Annotated in this window: 15 protein-coding genes; 5 read left to right on the top strand and 10 right to left on the bottom strand. The window is 41.2% G+C overall.

The window, feature by feature from the left end; all coding sequences use genetic code 11:
* Window positions 1–109 precede the first annotated feature (109 nt).
* The 5 genes from BUR09_RS03975 to BUR09_RS03955 are packed head-to-tail and all read left to right on the top strand — an operon-like array spanning window position 110 to window position 4,157.
* Complete coding sequence (locus BUR09_RS03975) at window positions 110–667, top strand: RNA polymerase sigma factor (protein ID WP_074215636.1); 558 nt, start codon at window positions 110–112, stop codon at window positions 665–667.
* A complete protein-coding gene (locus tag BUR09_RS03970; protein WP_074215635.1) occupies window positions 664–1,287 on the top strand; it encodes a glycogen-binding domain-containing protein in 624 nt (207 codons plus the stop codon). Before BUR09_RS03975 ends, BUR09_RS03970 begins: the two co-directional genes overlap by 4 nt.
* On the top strand, window positions 1,220–2,107 hold the full coding sequence (locus BUR09_RS03965; RefSeq protein ID WP_175565981.1) for a hypothetical protein: 888 nt from the start codon (window positions 1,220–1,222) through the stop codon (window positions 2,105–2,107). The genes BUR09_RS03970 and BUR09_RS03965 overlap by 68 nt, the downstream gene beginning before the upstream one ends.
* 43 nt (window positions 2,108–2,150) lie before the next feature.
* A complete protein-coding gene (locus BUR09_RS03960) occupies window positions 2,151–3,119 on the top strand; it encodes a tetratricopeptide repeat protein (protein ID WP_074215633.1) in 969 nt (322 codons plus the stop codon).
* A gap of 12 nt (window positions 3,120–3,131) precedes the next feature.
* Window positions 3,132–4,157, top strand: coding sequence for a hypothetical protein (locus BUR09_RS03955; RefSeq protein ID WP_074215632.1), 1,026 nt, complete (start codon window positions 3,132–3,134; stop codon window positions 4,155–4,157).
* 159 nt (window positions 4,158–4,316) lie between these two features.
* Here the strand turns inward: BUR09_RS03955 and BUR09_RS03950 are convergent, their stop codons facing one another.
* From BUR09_RS03950 to BUR09_RS03900, 10 genes are all read right to left on the bottom strand, one after another.
* Window positions 4,317–4,925: a CatB-related O-acetyltransferase gene (locus BUR09_RS03950; RefSeq protein ID WP_074215631.1), complete on the bottom strand. Its 609-nt coding sequence runs from the start codon at window positions 4,923–4,925 to the stop codon at window positions 4,317–4,319.
* A gap of 397 nt (window positions 4,926–5,322) precedes the next feature.
* Window positions 5,323–6,615: a sensor domain-containing diguanylate cyclase gene (locus BUR09_RS03940; RefSeq protein WP_074215629.1), complete on the bottom strand. Its 1,293-nt coding sequence runs from the start codon at window positions 6,613–6,615 to the stop codon at window positions 5,323–5,325.
* 504 nt (window positions 6,616–7,119) lie between these two features.
* Window positions 7,120–10,872: a DUF748 domain-containing protein gene (locus tag BUR09_RS03935; RefSeq protein ID WP_074215628.1), complete on the bottom strand. Its 3,753-nt coding sequence runs from the start codon at window positions 10,870–10,872 to the stop codon at window positions 7,120–7,122.
* A 615-nt stretch (window positions 10,873–11,487) separates the two neighbouring features.
* Window positions 11,488–12,387, bottom strand: coding sequence for a hypothetical protein (locus tag BUR09_RS03930; protein ID WP_074215627.1), 900 nt, complete (start codon window positions 12,385–12,387; stop codon window positions 11,488–11,490).
* 572 nt (window positions 12,388–12,959) lie between these two features.
* Window positions 12,960–13,862, bottom strand: coding sequence for an SdiA-regulated domain-containing protein (locus tag BUR09_RS03925; protein WP_074215626.1), 903 nt, complete (start codon window positions 13,860–13,862; stop codon window positions 12,960–12,962).
* A gap of 63 nt (window positions 13,863–13,925) precedes the next feature.
* Window positions 13,926–14,522, bottom strand: coding sequence for a PepSY domain-containing protein (locus tag BUR09_RS03920; RefSeq protein ID WP_074215625.1), 597 nt, complete (start codon window positions 14,520–14,522; stop codon window positions 13,926–13,928).
* A gap of 116 nt (window positions 14,523–14,638) precedes the next feature.
* Window positions 14,639–16,018 (bottom strand): sensor histidine kinase, encoded by a 1,380-nt coding sequence (locus BUR09_RS03915; RefSeq protein ID WP_175565980.1) that lies wholly within the window; start codon window positions 16,016–16,018, stop codon window positions 14,639–14,641.
* Window positions 16,008–16,682, bottom strand: coding sequence for a response regulator (locus BUR09_RS03910; protein WP_074215623.1), 675 nt, complete (start codon window positions 16,680–16,682; stop codon window positions 16,008–16,010). The genes BUR09_RS03915 and BUR09_RS03910 overlap by 11 nt, the downstream gene beginning before the upstream one ends.
* Before the next feature lie 61 nt (window positions 16,683–16,743).
* Window positions 16,744–17,505, bottom strand: coding sequence for a 4Fe-4S binding protein (locus BUR09_RS03905; RefSeq protein ID WP_175565979.1), 762 nt, complete (start codon window positions 17,503–17,505; stop codon window positions 16,744–16,746).
* A 38-nt stretch (window positions 17,506–17,543) separates the two neighbouring features.
* Window positions 17,544–18,353, bottom strand: coding sequence for a DUF169 domain-containing protein (locus tag BUR09_RS03900; RefSeq protein WP_074215621.1), 810 nt, complete (start codon window positions 18,351–18,353; stop codon window positions 17,544–17,546).
* Window positions 18,354–18,522 lie beyond the last annotated feature (169 nt).

The following is an 18,522-nucleotide window of genomic DNA, read 5'->3' as shown; positions in this document are numbered from 1 at the left end:
TTCTATGAATAGTAAATGTTGCGTTAAGATTACATGTTGAAATATTTGCTAAAATAAAAAATATAAATTTTTTGTGACCAAAGACTGCTCAACAACGTATTACTTTGTGATGCGAAACTTTATTTGTCAGGAAAATAGCAAAGTCCCAGATAGGGATGTTGTTGTCTCCGTTCTTAATGGAGACACAGAGGCATATGCTCTGCTGGTAAAAAAGTATCAGGCTAAAATTTACAGTATCTTCGTTCGTTCAATCCAGTCACAGGCCGTGGCAGCTGAGTTGGCTCAGGATGTTTTTCTAAAAGCCTTTGAACGGCTGGAGCAGTTTTCACCTGAAAATAAGTTCTCCTCATGGATTAATGCCATCGCAATTAACACGCTACGCGATTATTGGCGCAAAGATGGACGGAAATCATCTTTTACTGATGAATTAAATGTGGATCAGACTCACAGTGATTCAACAGTTGAAACACATATTCTTAACGGCAGTATCATGCAGGTTGTTCAACAGCTTCCTGTTCTTTATCGAGAGACACTGCTGCTGCGGTTTCGCGACGATTTATCCGTCAAGGAAATTGCAGATTCTCTGGGGATTGGGGTAAGCGCAACAAAGATGCGCTTAAAAAGGGGAATTGAGATCGTTTCAGCTGCTGTGGGAGGGGAAAGATGAACAAAAAAAATAAGATAGAAGAACAGCTTTACAACCTTTTTCATGAAGAAGAATTTCATGACGTGGAACCGCCGGAAGATTTCCTGCAAAACGTCATGAATCAGTTGCCAAAACGTGCAACTGAACCAGCATCTTTTTCTGTCAAATGTACAGAACTGGCTCATAGCCTATGGAAACGCTTTACCAGACCAATGACCATTTCTGTTTCACCGTTGCAGGTAGCTTTCAGCTGTGCAGTCGTTCTTTGCAGTGTTTCGTTTATGTACGAAGCTCCGCACAAAAAAGAGGGTGGAGTGGTTGATGTTGTACACACAACATCCCGTAAACTGGGGCTTAAACCTGTTTCCTTTGCTTTGCATGATCCGGATAAACAGTTTTCCTCAGCAGTCGTCATTGGCTCTTTTAATAAATGGCAAAGCCGAGGCTTTGAGATGTCTTATGACGAATCACAAGAAGCATGGGTACTTGAACACGAGCTTCCTCCGGGGGACTATGAGTACGTTTTTCTTGTAAATGGTGAAGCCTCAATGCCTGACCCAAGGGCTGTTTTCTATGTACAGGACAGCTTCGGCAATAAGAACTCGCTGCTTCAAGTTGGTGGAGTACAACATGAATTATAACCAGTTAATTGCACAAAAGCAGGTAACCATAGGCCGTGCTGCAATAACTGCCTGTATTGTGTTGTCCCTGTTATTACTCCCTAGTTTTGCATCGGCTACTGAGAAAGCAAAAAAAGTTGTCCAAGTTCCTTTTTCAGAATTGATTGAGAGTGCAAAGAATGCAGGAATCCAGCAGGATATTTTGTTTCTTATGACGCAGGAAGTTCTTGAGAAAAAAATAGATAAAAGCAGTGCTACCTGTCTTGTATCTTTGCTGATCAATGCCAAAAAAGCAGGTATGCCAGTATCTATCCTTGAAGAAAAAATTCGTGAAGGAAGAGCAAAAGGCGTTGCAGGAGCGCGTATTTCTAAGGCGATAAAAGGGATGATTGAAGAGATGCAATTTTCCAAGCAACTCTTATCCCAAAAAACAGGCGCCGAACCGCAGGAGACTGATCTACGCATGATGTGCGAGATTCTTTCTCAGGGGATTAGCCGCACACAGGCAGAAAACTTTGTTTCATCCTATGCAGATAAAAAAATTAATATAGTGCTTGAGGGGCTCAGACTATACGCGTTGCTGAGTCAGTCTGGAGTGTCATCGCATCAATTAAATGAATTTACAGTCATCGTCATGACAGATGAAGCTGTGCTGATGCGCTGGAGAGAGCTTCCACAACTTTTTTCAATAGTTATCAGGAGTGATGTAACCCCGAATGTTTTTATGAGCAAAGCGATCCAGGCTGTAAAGTTGGGTACCTTACCGCATAACTTTGCCCGGGAGCTTTCTTTACAACCTCGTTCACTGGGTGTTTCAGAGGAAAGTTCAAATGATAGTTAGAACGATTTTTCCTGTTCTACTTTAAAAACGCTGAGAGTGATTGATGAACGTATCTAACGTTGTGTGCCGTCTATTGATGATCGGAACACTTGTTGTCGCAATGGCAGGGTGTACTGGAGTAAAAGGCCAGTACTATCTGGGAATGGAAAAGTATGGTCAGGGACAGAAAGATTTTGAGCAGGCTGTAGCAAAAAATCCGAATGACGCTATGGCACATTATTATCTTGGGCGCATGTTATTGGCACAAGATAAACCGGAAGCTGCTCTTAAGCATCTTAAAAAAGCTGTAAAACTTCAGCCTAACGACGATGACTACCATTTCTGGCTGGGAATTAACTACTGGTCAGTCATGGATTACAAAAATGAGCGTAAACAATATCTTCGCGCAATTGAACTAAACCCGCATGCCACATACGCACATTTATATCTGGGACATAACTACCTGGATAAACGTGAATGGAAAAAAGCGTACGACCAATACCAGATAGTGCTCCGAAAAGATCAGTACGATCCGGAAGCCCTATACAACACTGCTGCCGCTCTACACGGCATGAAGCGCTACAAACGAGAGCACAAAGCCTTACTGAAGTACTTAAAGTACTATCCCGACGGCCACCTTGCATTAAAAGCTGTCACTAGTCTTAACAAGCTTGGTGATTACTCATGGCGAAATTTTTATATTGGCAAACGAAAAGTGAGCTTTGTCACAGTTAAGTTTGAAAAAGATACTGCAAAAATAAAAACAGAAACAACAGCGTCATTAAAGCTGTTAGGAGCAATGCTTAAAAACTCTCCTAAGCTTTCTGTGGATGTTGTTGTTTATGTCAAAGGAAATAAATCGTTAGCAAAGGCCAGAGCCATTGCTGTCAGAAATTATATAACAACGTATGTTCCAGATGTTGAAAGAAAGCAGCTACCTATTAGCTGGTTTGGACAATCGGAACGAATAGGTTCAGGTAAAAAAGCACAACATCTACCTGAATCAGTACGCTTTATTACTCATGTAAAGTAACTGGAGGTCGTTATGAAAAAGAATAAATTATTTGCTGTCCTAGGCATTTGCTGTTGTTTACTTGTGTGTTCTATTGCTTCTATTTCTTTTGCGGAAACAGATTCAACAACTTCTACTGGTACCGAATCTGATATTGGCGCTACTCCCAGTACAGGCACCGAAGCTGGCGCTGAAGAAGGCACTGATGCCGGTACAGATGAAGGTACAGACTCCAGTACAGATGAAGGAGCCGGAACAGGCACCGATGAAGGCGCAGACGAAGGTACAGACACCGATACTGACCAAGCTCCTTCTTTTTCAAATCCAGCTCAAGCTGCCAAAGCAGAAGCGTTAGCTGCTGCTGTAGCATCTCAGCCAAATGAAGAAGCAGATGCAGCAATTTCAGAAGCTGAAGATGCGAAAGCTGCCGCAACTGCTGCTGCAGCGGCTGTTGCAGACGCAGAAGCTGCCTTAGCTGCAGCTCAGGAAGCAGCGGATGAAGCTGCAGTTGCCGAAGCAGAAGCTGCAGTTGCTGCAGCAAAAGAGGCTGCTGCACAAGCAGACGCAGGTTTTGCTGACGCTCAGGCAAAAGCAGAAGCTGCAATGGCTTCTATGACTTCCGTTACTACAGCAGACATTGCGGCTATGCGAGCTGCAGAAATGGGCTGGGGTCAAATTGCAAAAGAACTTGGTGTTCATCCTAGTGTTTTGGGTGCTGCTCTTGGCAAAGCTAAAGGGAAAGCCAAAATGGGCAAAAATGCTGGAGCTAACGGACAGAAAAGAAGCAAAAATGTTGCAACTGCCCGTAATACTAAAAAGGGATACTCTTCAGCTCCTGGTGCAAAAGGTGGCAAAGCTAACGGTAGCAAAGCTGTAGGCCTTGGCCAATCCAAAAAAGGTTCCCGTGGTGCTAGTTCCGGTAACTCCGGTAAAGGTGGCGGTAACGGCGGCAACAGTGCCGGTGGAAATGGCAATGGAAATGGCGGCGGCAAAGGTGGCGGTAAAGGTGGTGGTAAGGGCGGCGGCAACGGTGGCGGCAACGGTGGCGGCAAGAAATAAGCCCCTTCCTTTCTCCTAATATGTTTGTAAAGGCTCATGCAGAAATATGCATGAGCCTTTTTTAATAGAAACGATTATGGTTTTCCGTTTGTCTGTCAAAAGAGCCTGATATAATTTGAAAAATTGGAAGTAGTTAAAGTCTTACTTTAACTACTTCCTTTAAGGTTGATTAACAAAATATGTCAGATTTTCACTACACAATAGAGGCAGGTTCTTCCGAATAGTTTCATCAGACCAATCCCACCATGCCATTTGTAGCAGCTTTTCTTTCTTGTCAGCACTAAATCGTTCTCTAATCAACTTAGCAGGATTTCCACCAACGATTGTGTATTCGGGAACGTTTTTTGTTACTACCGAACGAGCCGCAATGATCGCACCATGACCAATGGTAATTCCAGGCATGATCATAGCTTCGCTTCCTATCCAAACATCATTGCCGACAATCGTATCCCCCTTTGGGAGATAACCATCAGGAGCCTCAGAGAAATCTGCCATATAATGAAAAGGATACGTGCTAAGCCAGTCATTACGGTGCCCTTGATTACCAGCCATCATAAAGACTACACCGGAACCAATTGAACAAAACTTACCGATTATGAGCTTATCTACATCATCCCTGTCTGGTGAAAGATAACGGACGTTTTCCTCAAAGTGTTTGCCGTGATAGTAGCCGGAATAATAACTGTGACGACCGACAATAATGTTCTTGTTTGTTAGGTGCTGACGAATTTCATACCCTTCATATGGTGAAGAAAATGGATTTGTCATGGTCAATTCTCCCAAAATGTGAGGGGCTAATCCCTCGTAAAAGGTTCTGTCTATAAGCTTCAGTCAAAAAACTAAGTCACTGAAGTCAGACAGCTCTTTTTATGCGGCGTGGAACAATACAGCCGACTTGAATAGGGAGTATGAAGGAAGGAAATAAAATAAACATGTCCTCGAAATATTACCTCAATGAAAAAGCGTCAATCCAGTTTCTAATTATGGGGAAGATAATTAGTCTTAAGCTCTCACATGGAGCAAAGAGCTTTCACACTCACCCTATGTTTGTCATGCAGGTGACATATATCGAAAAACTTGGGTCTAGATACACCAGAAATAAATCTACCCCCAACAGGTAGATAACAGGCACAAAAATAGGAGATATGCTGAAGGAGTTATGAAGTTAATCATCAAAAAAAACTACAGAATTACGCCCATTAGTTTTAGCGCGATATAGACGTTGATCTGCACTACGAAGTAGCTCTTCAATTTCTATGTACTCTGAAGTAGCACCGGCAACACCGACGCTGATGGTGCAAGGGATTACGTTTCCGCAACAGATGGTATCTTTTTCTGCAAACGCCTTTCGCAGTCGTTCCGCGACTTGAACTGCCTTGTAGCGTGTCGTCTGAGGAAGAAATACGGCAAATTCCTCTCCACCAATCCGTGCAAATAAGTCGTTATCACGTAACTGTTCTTTACACATAGCAGCAAAGTCGCGGAGAACAGCATCTCCTGCCTCATGACCATATGTGTCGTTTATGCTTTTGAAGCTATCAAGATCAATCATTAGCATCGAATACCGAAAGCCCTCATGACGAACATCATCTGTAAAGAATTTCATACGACGAAAAAATTCCTTACGATGCAAAGCTCCAGTAAGATCATCTGTGGTGGCCATTTGCATCAAATGATCTTCTTTCGCCTTACGCTTTGTAATGTCATCAACCACCCACAAGATGCCTTTATACAAGTTTGCAGGAATATTTCTATCGATGGCTTGCCCAGTAAAAGAACACCAAATTGTATTGCCGTCTTTTCTTCGCATTTGATATTCAAACTTGAGAGGCTTACCATGAGCCAATTCCGGATAAATCGTTGCACCGAATTCATCATACTTTTCTAATGAAATATGAAGCTGGCGCATGCTGATGCCTTTTATTTCATCAGGTGATTCATATCCTAAGATATCTGCAAGAGCTTGATTTGCCCGCCGTAAATATCTACCGCCTTTCAAGAGCATAAGCCCGACTTTGCAGTTGCTGAAAATAAGCTCAAGTTCATACAGGGCATCTGCCAAATCCATCTCAGTTGCACGCGTAAATGTAAGATCACGCATGGCCGTTGCGCGGTATCGTTGTCCTCTCAAGATGACATTACTTCCCCTGATTTCAACGGGGAAAGTCGTCCCATCTCTTCGTTTACACGTGGCAAAGTATGGTTCTGTTATTCCATTTGCTACATGATCTTTTACAATACTATGAGAGTCCTTTGCGAGAAAATCAAATGCATAAAGCCCCAGCAGTTCTCTTGTAGAATACCCGAAAATATTCTCAGCTTCAGCATTGGCAGCAACACATTTGAAATTTTCATCGAATATTCCGATAGCTTCAAATGCTACATCATTCAGAGTCTGTTCGATTTCGAGTTGCTCTTTTAGCTTGGCTATCTCTTTTTTGGCTTCTGTTAAATCCATACATGACCTCAAAGAGTTATTAACAACTTAAGATAAATTATCTTTATTTGCCCATCTGTGCCCCTTGTGTTGGTGCCACTTAAAAAGGCTTAACTAGAGAGTCCCTACTGTGCATAGGATAGCATGAATGTACGCATACGCACAGAAGGTGGAATCGATTATTTCCTACCAAACAATTCTTAATAACTGCAGCATGTTGTTCTTACGTGGGGATATGGGAATCTAAAGAAAGGAAAGCGTTTTTACTGCCTATTTGCCCATATTGCAGCAGCTATGTTTCTAATTATGCTGATAGAGGAGAGGAGCGCACAAACTTTGATAACATCTGGTCAACTAATGACAAATCCAGAAAGCTATCCGAAGCTGGGGCCTCGTACTTCTGGATTACAGGGGGGAAGCAATAGCTATCGCTTTACAGCGTATAAAAAAATTGCCCACCAACATCCGGTAACACGGAGGAGGAGGTGGACAATTTTCATTTATCTTATGAGGTAGCAATCACTTTTACTGTTTAAGCTGTAACTGCACTGAGGTTGCATGCTTATCTTGCTTACTTGAACCGGCTTGAACAGCAGTTACGCGTCCTTCCAGTTGAGGTGAATTTTTAATGATCACTTCACGGACTGCATTTGCTCTATCGAGAGCCAACTTTCGCAGTGCCTCGTGAGAGGTGTCTGCTGTCTTGCGCAAGTATTCTTCCATTTGCTCTCGAGTTTGATCCTTGTATCCTAAGAAGCCACCAGGACGAGGATGTTCTTTTAATTCAGGTGCATTCTCGTACGCAGCCTCTAAGTATTCATCATAATTATACTTAGGCACAGGCGCATCTTCGAGGTTAATATTCTTTTTCGTCGCGCTTGAAAGGCTGTTGTACCACTCTTGCTTTACAGCCATAGTAACAGCTCTATCGCGCAAACCTTTTACGTCAATCTCAGGATTGTAGTACCCAAGGCATTCCATGGTAATAGATGGCTTTGTTTTTAGCACAGAAGCAATTTTAGCTAACTTCTGAGCATCTGATTTAGGCAATACGGCAGATCCCGGCTTAAACACAACATACTGTGCTTCATCAGGGGATAGATCACCAATTAACGATCCCAGTAGGGTAAACGGAGAAATTGCCGCCTTCACCACAATATTCACCAGCGTTGTTGCAATAATCTGGCTGAGATGGAAGTTCGGGTCATTCAAATTACCTGTTACCGGTAAATTAATAGGAATATCACCGTTTGGCTGTCGCATAAGTGAAAGCCCCAACTTAATTGGAACAGACGGTGCTTTTGACTGTGCATTCCTTTCACCAAGGGTAAAATCTTCAAACAACAAATTGTTATCAGCATTCAGCTTGTTTTGCTGTATTTTCAGCTTAACGTCTGCATTCAAAGACCCTGATTTAACAGGATACGCAATATATTTAACGGTGTATGGGCTAAATGCATCCAGTCCAACGTCATCCAACTTCAACGTCATATTCAATGCAATCGGGCTAACCATAGGATTTACCATACCGGATGCTTTGATAGACCGTCCCTTTAGTGTTGCAGAAACGCTGACAGGAGAAGGCTTTTTACCTGCAAGGCTGAATTGCTTGTAAGATGCAGCTATGTTTTCAACATCAAGAATAACTTTTGGGGTAACAGACGTATCTTGAAATGTTACTGCACCATTTCGAACTTTAATTGCCCCAATGGATAAAGAAAACGGCTGTGTACTAGCCTGAATTGCTGAGCCTTTTCCACGTGGTGACGTTTTTGTAGGCTGTTTTACTTTAGGCGTTTGTTTTCCTTTCGATTTACCTGCTGCACGGGCAAGACTTACGGAACCGTCCCGCCGCAGAATCACTTCCGTTTGCGGTTTATCAATTGTTACAGACTCGATTGTTGCACTATTCTTTGCAGAATCAAAAGTCGCTTTTTTAACAGCTACCTGCTTCACAGAACCTAAGCGTTCATTCTCAACCTTATTGTCTGCTGAGACATTATTTACAGTAACATCACCTGTAACTGTAATTTTAGGATCGCCCGTTTCTGGAACAGCAACTTTGCCTTTAGCCGTTGCGGATACTGTACCTTTTGTGATGGTAACATCTGTATGCTCATTAATATATTCTGCAAAATCAGGAATATTAATATCTTTGATGTTTACATCAGCATCAACGGCCAGAGGAGAGTGGGCGAAAGTACCTTTTGCGTTTATTTTGCTCTTATCGTTTACACCGGTAGACACAGAAAACGCAGCCGGCTTATTATCAAGCGAAATATCGCTGGCAGTAATCGCAACATCTTTCAGGCTAGTAATGACGGTTTTCTGAAGCGCAGTATCGTGGAGCGTAATCTTACCGTTTTTTACAGCAACGCCCTGAATGCGCAATTTCCATGCACTACCGCCAGAAGCTGCTTTTTTCGCCTTAGGAGCTGGTTCAGACTCTTTTAATCCAGATCCTTTTTGCTCTGCTACCAACAGAGAAATTAAGTCAATGCCGTTTTTGCTTCTGGTGATGGTAATGTCAGGAGTAATAAAACTGATATTTCCAATAGAAACAGATTGCTGTTGCAGGTCAACATTTGCGCCGTCCACTACAAGTGTCTGCAGGAAAATAGGAGCCTTCTTGAAGTCTTTGCCAGTTACTGCCAGATTCTGTAGCTGGATATTACCATTAGCTACCTTTACAAGAACTTGTGAAGAATCACCACTGGAAACTTGAATATTCGCAGCAGCACTTAGAGCACCGCTACCAATTTTGGCAGGTGTTGCAGAAGCGATGTACGGCATAAACTGAGCAAGTCCCAACCCTTTAATACTAGCCTTTAAGTCGGCCGCAACGGGGGAAACGGCAACGCCGCCTACAACCTCGATCATTTTGTTATCGCCGATAGTAATTGCTACCTCTGCGGCATTATTAGGCTCAGTCGTTATGTTTTTAACGGTGACATCAACTGGAGAAAGTGTAATCGCAAACGGTCCCGGGACAGTGCTGTCTTGAAAAAGAACCTTGCCTTTTTTAATTGTAAAAGACTCAACAATTACAATAAACGGTTGTTCTTCTTCCACGTGCTTTGCAGTTGACTCGTTAGGAGTAGCGGCTTTCTTTACCTCATCATTGCTTCCAATCGGCTTAGTTGATTCCGTTGAGTTGGCAGCCGCATTTTTGCTTTCATTTTGGGAAGCAGACTTCGCAGAATCATCTTTTTCCGGCTTAAAGTAGGTTGCCCAGTTTATTAAATTATCTTTCTGTCTATGAACCTCAACATAAGGTGAATCAATTTCTATATTTTGAAAAATAACCTTCTTTTCTGCTAACGAAAAATCTTTCAAGTTAACAACAAGTTGCGGAACCTTAAGTACTTCACTTTTGTCTTTCTTAGTTAGGCCAAGATCGGTTAATTCCACTTTACCGTCTACGTGCAATTCAAGAGGTTCACCCTCAGGGCGACTAAATCCGAGGTTAATGGAAATTTGCATATCACCGGAAGTCAACGCAACAGGAGAATCTACAGGGACGTATCTCCAGTAACGGGAGAGTGGAATTTTGTCTGTAGAAAAAGAGAACTTGGTGAGTAAATTATTCGAGAAAGGATATGTTGAGCCATCAAGGTCAAACGGTGTACCGTTAATGAGCATTGACAACTTCGGCTTAACCGCCTCATGAAGGTCACTTTCAAACGAAGAAGCAAGCGGAATTGCCAATGACAATTCGCTTATAGTCTGAACAGTATCTTCCTTCTCATCGTTGAAAACAATATGCCCATCTTCCATAATGAGGTTTAAAACCTTAAATGGAAAGATTCGCTTATCCTTTTCCTTTTCTTTTGGCTCCGCAACGGACTCTTCTGCTTGTTTAGCTAGGTGCTTCAGAATATCATCAATCGACAGAGTATCATCTTTGTATCGTGTAACATTAAAATTTGGTTTAACAATTCGGACATGCTCAACAATAGGTGCCAAGGCGAAAATTGATTTCCCCGAGAGCTGTGCTTCAAACATTCCTATAGAAAAGAGATTACCGTCACCATCTTTCTTCACCACAGCAATATCAGTAAATTCAACGCGCAGTGTTAATGGGTTAACGCTAATGTTACCAATAGTGACGTTTCGTTGGAGCACTGGCGGCAATTGTTCTTCAAGCTGCCACTTTGCGACAGGCGCAATAACAAGAAATCCCACTAAAACATACAGCAGAAAAAGGGAAAGTAGAGTTGTTATCGTAATGGTTGTGACTTTACGCGCACGTGTGGCAAAGAAAAATTTCCGGTTCATCGTAGCCTCTTAATACAACTATGAGGGAGTCACTATAAAAGGTACAAACTGTGCTGTTCGAGCAGGGGAGCAGCAATTTATTTTATAGTTACGCCCAGTTCTGTTTATAATGGTCAAGAAGTGGCATTCCTAATTCGTTCAAGTAAAAAGATCAATCGCATCATCAATATGAACGCCGTAGTGAATACTAACCTGAAACGAAAGTAACAACCAACGGGTAACATGCATTAGACGACTTGAACTCCCGTTGAATTCACGTCTACCTCCGATAGCTACTCAATATTTTTTATTAATTAGCGCATTATATTTACGTGTATTTTTGTCCAGTAATAACAACTTATAAAAAGAACAAGCTAAAGTGAATTTTTAGTCAAACTATAACACGTTAAAAAAGTATTCCTGAACTGCCCCTGCTACAAACTGGTGGACATATAGTTAACTCATTATTTTGAATGGAAGAAAAAAAAGGGGGGGGATAAGTACCTACTAAACTCGAAATGGATAAGACTTCTCTACTTACCATCCCATCAATATGCAAAATAAAAGACTAATCATAACGATAACGCCTTGATTAGCCTCTTTATTTCATGGGTGAACGAGTAGCACTCATCATGATCATCGTTTTGAATGAAGGAGATTATTGGGAACAAGACTTGCAATATCTTTAACCTGTATCGCAATCCACAACTCTTCAGAGTTTTTAGGCTGCACAAGAACAAAAGAGGAGCTTGTTGCAATTATCTTATATTGATTTTCAAATATATTTTCTGAAGAGTTTTCTTGGACTATTGAAATATAATCCTTACTACTTCCAAAGTCTGTAAAGCCAACTTTTGCGTGTACAAAACCAGTAAAAACTGAAAAAAACATTACTATAGATAGAAATGACAAATAATTATTTAATGTTTTACTATTCATTGCTGTAGCAATAAGCATTGCCATAGCAATCGCTATGGCAACATCATATGCCATAACAAAATCAATTGTGTAATTTTTTTGAATAATAACAAAAGTAATAGCCACAATTACAACAAATACAATCAATGGAAAGAAGTAAATCGGAAGAGTTACATGTTCTATAAATAAGTATGTAATAATTAATGTACATATTATTAATATCATGGATGGTAATACAAACAATGATGCATATGCACTTACATATTCAGGTAATGATAAAAAGTCATTTGCTGAAATACCAAACAATCCAAGATAGTGTTGCCCGTAACTATAAGAGAATATAAAAAATGCAAGTGAAGATATTGAAATGACATGAATTAAATCTGCAATGGACAACGAAGGGATTGTAAGCGTTATACTGCTCTCCTGTTTTGTCCCCTTGTCTAAGGATGCTAAATGGCAGGCAACAGCTTCAGCAGGTTTGCGGTATTCTTCATAGGTTTCGATCCGTTCATGATCGTATTCTTTTTTAAGGTCAAAAGAAGTCTTTGCTTCAACGGGACCTGAACCTAAAAAACATTTCCATTTTTCAAAAAAATCCTTTGAGGTAGTACTCATTTGGTTTCTCCTATTGAAAAGCATGGTGATATCCACCCAGCTATACTATTGCAATAGGGTAGGCGATAATGCTTTTATAAGCTTCACTACTAACTGGTTAACCTCTGTGAATCACCATATTTCTATTACTACCCGAGGTTACAAACAATTTTTTCAAGTTCTATTAACAATAGATTGCCAATAGGCCCACATCGGCGAACAATACTCTTTAATATTTCAAAACACTTAAAGACATCCTGTCAGATTTTTTCCTTTTACCATACTTCTTACGCCACAAGTAGAGTTGTGCCCCTTACTCCTATCCACTTAACAATATCTTATACTAAGGCATCCTACTTGGTGGTCAGCTTTTCAGCCCCAACACTGTCTTCTTTCATATACCCCTTGTCGCTCATCGCCCCCCTCACTCAAACTGTAACCGCATAAAATTTATATAAAATCTAGAAGAATCGACTGCATATACAAATGTCGAATCCCTCAAGTTAATACCATAAAAGAATGCAAAAAATCCTGCCTCCATACAACACGAAGGCAGGATTTGCTAACTAACAAGTAAAGTTCAAATCGAACCATTACTTCTTTACAAATCGATAGATAAGATTCGGCTCACTTACAATGTACAGATTCCCTTTCGAATCAAGCGTTACACCTTCTGCTTGTGGGATATCGTTCAACAAACCATTGAAGCCTGATTCCAAATCAAAATAGCTGAGCGGATGTCCATCATCATCCACTTCAACAAGCAGCTTTGCTTCATGACTCAACACCAAAAGATGGCCTGTTTTCGAATCAAAATGTAGCCCTGAAAGATCATCCAAATTGAATTCATCAATATCTATATGTTCTGGAATACCAACAGATACACCCTGTTTCCCTTCAGCAAGCCCTGAAATCAAAATAAGCTTTAACGGGTCACGTTCCTGTACCGCGTAAATCAACTTGCCATGAGCATCAAAAGCAATGCCTTCGAGCCCGTTATTTTTTGATCCACCTTGGTTAAGTGTAATATGCCGAAGGGTATTTTTATCCAACGCTGTTGTCTGTGCAGCAATCGGAGCTACTACAATTGAGTACTCTCGTTCATCTGCAATCACGAACGTATCGTTACCAATATATGCGACTGCTTCAGTATCCTTAAAGTTTTTCAGTTCAATTTTACGTATTGGATCAAAATCCATAGTCAACTCAATCAATTCTTGAGGCTGATTGGTAACAATCCACAATGTATTTCTTTCGTAATCATACGTAATTCCAGATACATTCTTATCTACTCCAGCAATCGTCGCAGCCTGAACATCTGCTCTATAATTCGGCAGCCATATTGCGCTTTGTTTGCGTGCATCGGATGTAAACCAATTAGCCCATAAATAGTATGCCTTATCATCTGAATCGACCCAATGACTCAAACAAACAAAAAACAACCCTATAACCGACACAAAAAGCAGCCGGCTATAGCGTCTTCGTGTATTAAACATTATTTTATCCTTTCATTACATGTAAGCAACTGAGTAAAAACTAAGGAGAGGAGGAGGGGGATTTTACTGCTCTTCAAATTCGCCTCTATGTCTACCAACAATGCGACCGTTTTCCGGATCAACAATAATATGAAGAATGGTATTGTTGGCTAGCAGTTGAATTTCATAGTTCGCCCAACTATCAAAATATTCAATATGTGCTGTGTATGCGAAGCCATCTTCTGCCTGCTCAGCAATTGCTATAGCCTCCCGAAGACTAATTTTAGCGGTTTTAAGCACACTGTATCTGTTAAAAAGACGGGTCAATATACTGTGCAGGACTTCTGGGGAACTTATATCCATAACGTTACCGGTTGTGGCAGAGCAGTCGACTCGAATAATTTCGTTGTCACGAAGTAAGGTTACCTCAATAACGTTCTCTGTTAGCTCAAAACCTATTGCTACACCGTTTCCAGCAGCTTCTGCAGCAAAGATAATATTGGGTATTTCGATATGCTGCTGTTGCATAGTCTCGATTACAGTGACCAGGCTGCGCCCCTCACTTTCCGCTGAATCAAAATCGCTTGCTTCAGAAAAAAGAGGGGCCAAAAAGAAAATAGTTGTAAATACACAGACATATATTCCAGCTGCATAATTTCTACGAGTCCAAAAAAATCTCATACTTGTATTCCTTTGTTATGAATACAAGTATGAGATGTGTATCTTACGCACCGATTGCTGGAAGATGACAAAAAAGAAATCTTCGGGGCTTAACTAAAGTCAGTCCCAAAAAATAATTACTGGGGCAACCTTATAGAAAAAATGCTTCCCCTTTTCGGAGCATCACTGACCGTCACAGTCCCTTCATGGGCTTCCACAACGGCTCGGACAAGGCTCAATCCAAGTCCAATACCTTTTTCAGAACGGCTCTTATCTAATCTGTACAGCTTATCAAAAATCCGCTCCCGTTCTTCTTCTGGAATTCCAATTCCAGTATCCGTTACAGATAGTATTACAAAATTACCTTCTTTAACTGCAGAAAGGGTAACAGCACCATTATTGGGTGTGTATTTCAGAGCATTGTCAGTCAAATTACCAAGCGCCTGTGCCATTCGGTGACGATCTGCTGTAATTTTTATGTCCTCTGCTTCATATGAAAGGGTAATATTTCGATCCTCTGCAATTATCTCATAGCATCCAGCAATATCCTCTAGCAGGTCTTTAGCAGCAAACTGCTCCAGTTTAAGACGCATTTGTCCCGTTTCAGCTTCGGCAATATCCATAAGCATTGTAATAAGACTGTTAATCCGTTCTATCTCTTCAGCGCAGTCCATAAGCGTTTCACGCTGCGCTTCATAAGAACCTTCTTCTATGAGTGTACGCTCAATTTTTGTTCTCATGCGCGTTAACGGAGTCCGTAAATCATGACCTAAGTTGTCCAAAGCATCTCTCATAGCAATAACAAGAGTTTCAATGCGCTGGAGCATATTGTTTACAAGCTCAGCAAGTTCGTCCAGTTCTCCTTTAGGATCAGAGACCGGAACACGAGATGCCATGTCACCTTTGGAAACTTCTTTTACTGTTTTAGTCAGATTCCTTACTGGGCGTAAAACCTGATAGGCTAAGACGACGCCACCAGCACCACCAAAAAGCATAATCCCGATTATGACAAAGAAAAAAATAGCCCTAATGCTTTCAACAAGCATTTCCTGCCGTTCTGTAGTCCTTCCGATGAATAGGGTGGAACCATCATCAAAGCTATGGGAAAAGACCTCTAAGTCGTTTTGAACAGGGAGATCAAAGAACTGCCAATCATCTAAGACAATTGAATCTGGAGGCAGAAAGTTACTTGAAGGAAAGTCATCAAGCTGTTGTGGAACAGTTAACCAAGTCGTAAGACCGTTGGCATCGGTTAAGTGAATAAAGATATTGTTGACTTTGTTGTAACCGTGCTGGCTGCGAAGAGCCAAAACAAGAGCAGTAGTACCTTCTTCTTCTCCAATCTCGATATAAGAATCAATTTTTGGAAGAATTCTTTCCTGCTCCATCTTGCTTATACCGGAATCAAGCAAAAAAATGCTAAAACAAAACAGTGCGATTGTACTGAAAAAGAAAAGAACCAAGTACGCCGTCATTACCTTAAAAGATAATAACGACGTCTTAATTTTATTGAGCACTGAGTACATATCCAACCCCACGTATTGTGCGGATTAAATTTGTTCCAAAAGGCTTATCAACTTTGTTTCGCAACCGATGAACCAATACTTCCACAACATTCGTTTGCGGATCAAAACTATACTCCCATATGTGATCAAGAATCATAGTTTTTGTCACCACACGACCTGCATTGGACATAAGATAGACGAGAAGGGCATACTCTTTGGCCTGTAGCATTATCTGTTGACCTGCGTGTTGAACTTCACGTGTAAACCGGTCCAGTTTTAAGTCACCTACCTCCAAAACAGAGCTTGCGGGAGTTGCAGAAGAACGACGGATAAGTGCTTGAACACGGACTTGCAGTTCGGCAAAGGAAAATGGCTTGGTAAGGTAATCATCAGCACCTGTTTGTAATCCGGAGATCTTGTCATCAACACTTTGCCGTGCACTCAAAATAAGAACAGGAGTAGCAATCCCTTTACCACGCATTTCAGCAATAATGCTCAACCCATCTAATTCAGGAAGCATCAAGTCAAAAATAGCTGCATCAAATGTTTCATTAACCGCGAAGTGCAGTCCCTCTTTGCCATTGGAGGCATGTTCGACACAAAAACCAGCTTCCTGAAGACCTTTAACTATGTAGTTGGCAATGGTTTGGTCATCTTCAACCAATAATATACGCACTCAAACCTCCTCACATTACAGAAAAGGGCACACGGATTGAAAACACCCGTGCGCCTTCCTTTTACCATTTAAAGACAAAAAGCACTAAATATGTTGCAACGAAGTATAGACTTATTGCTCCGATGGAAAAGTAAATGTGGTTAATTTCTTTTCCAAAAACTACAAGTGATAGCGAACGAGCCTTTGCCGGGCAAGAGTCATTATCCAAGCAGTTATAACATCCAAGACAGTCTTCCCCACGAACGGTGTCATGCTTCGAAATAGAAATTTCCATAGGACAAAGGCGATCACATTTTCTACATCCTATGCAAGTTTCGGGATTCCGCTTAATTTTAGTGACAGTAAGTAACCGGTTAATGATATTATACCCAGCTTTTTGAAAGCACATGTACTTACAGAAAAATCCCGGAATGAATAACGGAATAAACAGCACTGCCCAATGCTTAAGCTTAATGTAATTCCATGAAAAGGCGTTTGCTTTATACATCTCCATATGCTCGCCAAAATAGTTCACCCCTTGCGAGATAAATAAGTAAAGGAAAAAAGCAAGTAAGATGTATTTAGTATGCCGTAACCATCGATCGTATGGCTGAGGAATAGTAAATTGAAGCTTAGGGAACAGTGCATTACCAATTCTGGTCATGAAATATGAACTGGCACCGAAAGGACAAAACCATCCACAGAACAGTGGACCGAATAATAAAATTGATCCCAGCACGACATATTCACTCTCTAATTCAAATTCTATCCCAAGCGTTTTAGCTAATAAATAAAAATTAAGGGCAAAGAGAAGTCGTGTAACATCTCTGGTAATAGTAAACATCGTGTCTTTCTTGTATAGCTTCATAACTCTCTATTCTCTTACTGTAGATCAAGCCAAATTGGTGAAACGAAAATTCCATCCTGTGCTTCCCGTTCTAACTCTAAGAAAAGGTTCCACGGTACGGCATATGTCAGGTAGTCCTCAGGAATGGTCTTGCGAGTGTGTTTACGGGCAGCTAGGTCAGTAAATCCAAGAACAGGGCGAGGCACATCTTGCTCGGCTTGCTGAAAAACATATGCGCCAATCATCTGACAGGATGCACCTTGGGGTGCCATAATGTTAAGCAGCCCCGGATAAATAGATCCGGTAAGTGTAATAAGACCGGAAAGCTGCAGCGGATTTACGACAAAAACTACTGAGTCCGGTTGCTCATGCTCTTCAACTTCAGACAACGGTTTTACTATGCGATACTGCTCTTCAAAGTCATAAATTGGCAGCTCATTACTAAACCAACTACGCGCTTTTTCCGGTGAACAGTGGAACCGTTCCCCAATGGTTAATTTCCTTCGAAGATGTGCTGGAGCTTGATCGATTATAGCCTGATATTTTTCTGGATCTCGTGCAGACTCCTGTCCCTTAGAAAAGAAAGCTTCAAAGGTATCTGCACCTCCCATTGCCGTGGTATAAGCTGTCCCCATTCCTAAGCCAGCAACCGCACCGGGACAGCCGTATGTTTCCCGGTCAAAAACAGCTGTAGCTCCATGCGCAATAACTTGAGCCATAAGAGACATTACACAGCAATATTTACCAGCCTTAGGCTGCAATGCTTCCTTTGGACGAACATTAGACCTGAGCAACGCAATCGGATTCATTTCCGATTTTAAATGTGATGCAATAAGGCTTTTCATTCTTTTCTCCACGAATGAAACTTCGAAGTTAGAATTTTACTAATATACTCAACACACACCTTGAGCAGCTTTTCTGTTAATTACAGTGCTGAGCTTTACACAACGTTGAAAAACGCAAGAGCAATATCCCATGTTAGGGACTCTCAAGCATGACCAAAAACTCAAGTTG

Source organism: Halodesulfovibrio marinisediminis DSM 17456 (assembly GCF_900129975.1).
GTDB lineage: Bacteria > Desulfobacterota > Desulfovibrionia > Desulfovibrionales > Desulfovibrionaceae > Halodesulfovibrio > Halodesulfovibrio marinisediminis.
Note: the sequence above shows the minus strand (reverse complement) of the source record. Positions and strands in the feature narration are given on the sequence as shown.

What these genes read in the sequence shown, in the direction of transcription:
- BUR09_RS03975 (WP_074215636.1), top strand. Translation starts at nt 110, where the DNA reads ATGCGAAACTTTATTTGTCAGGAAAATAGCAAAGTCCCAGATAGGGAT.
- BUR09_RS03970 (WP_074215635.1), top strand. Translation starts at nt 664, where the DNA reads ATGAACAAAAAAAATAAGATAGAAGAACAGCTTTACAACCTTTTTCAT.
- BUR09_RS03965 (WP_175565981.1), top strand. Translation starts at nt 1,220, where the DNA reads ATGTACAGGACAGCTTCGGCAATAAGAACTCGCTGCTTCAAGTTGGTG.
- BUR09_RS03960 (WP_074215633.1), top strand. Translation starts at nt 2,151, where the DNA reads ATGAACGTATCTAACGTTGTGTGCCGTCTATTGATGATCGGAACACTT.
- BUR09_RS03955 (WP_074215632.1), top strand. Translation starts at nt 3,132, where the DNA reads ATGAAAAAGAATAAATTATTTGCTGTCCTAGGCATTTGCTGTTGTTTA.
- BUR09_RS03950 (WP_074215631.1), bottom strand. Translation starts at nt 4,925, where the DNA reads ATGACAAATCCATTTTCTTCACCATATGAAGGGTATGAAATTCGTCAG.
- BUR09_RS03940 (WP_074215629.1), bottom strand. Translation starts at nt 6,615, where the DNA reads ATGGATTTAACAGAAGCCAAAAAAGAGATAGCCAAGCTAAAAGAGCAA.
- BUR09_RS03935 (WP_074215628.1), bottom strand. Translation starts at nt 10,872, where the DNA reads ATGAACCGGAAATTTTTCTTTGCCACACGTGCGCGTAAAGTCACAACC.
- BUR09_RS03930 (WP_074215627.1), bottom strand. Translation starts at nt 12,387, where the DNA reads ATGAGTACTACCTCAAAGGATTTTTTTGAAAAATGGAAATGTTTTTTA.
- BUR09_RS03925 (WP_074215626.1), bottom strand. Translation starts at nt 13,862, where the DNA reads ATGTTTAATACACGAAGACGCTATAGCCGGCTGCTTTTTGTGTCGGTT.
- BUR09_RS03920 (WP_074215625.1), bottom strand. Translation starts at nt 14,522, where the DNA reads ATGAGATTTTTTTGGACTCGTAGAAATTATGCAGCTGGAATATATGTC.
- BUR09_RS03905 (WP_175565979.1), bottom strand. Translation starts at nt 17,505, where the DNA reads ATGTTTACTATTACCAGAGATGTTACACGACTTCTCTTTGCCCTTAAT.
- BUR09_RS03900 (WP_074215621.1), bottom strand. Translation starts at nt 18,353, where the DNA reads ATGAAAAGCCTTATTGCATCACATTTAAAATCGGAAATGAATCCGATT.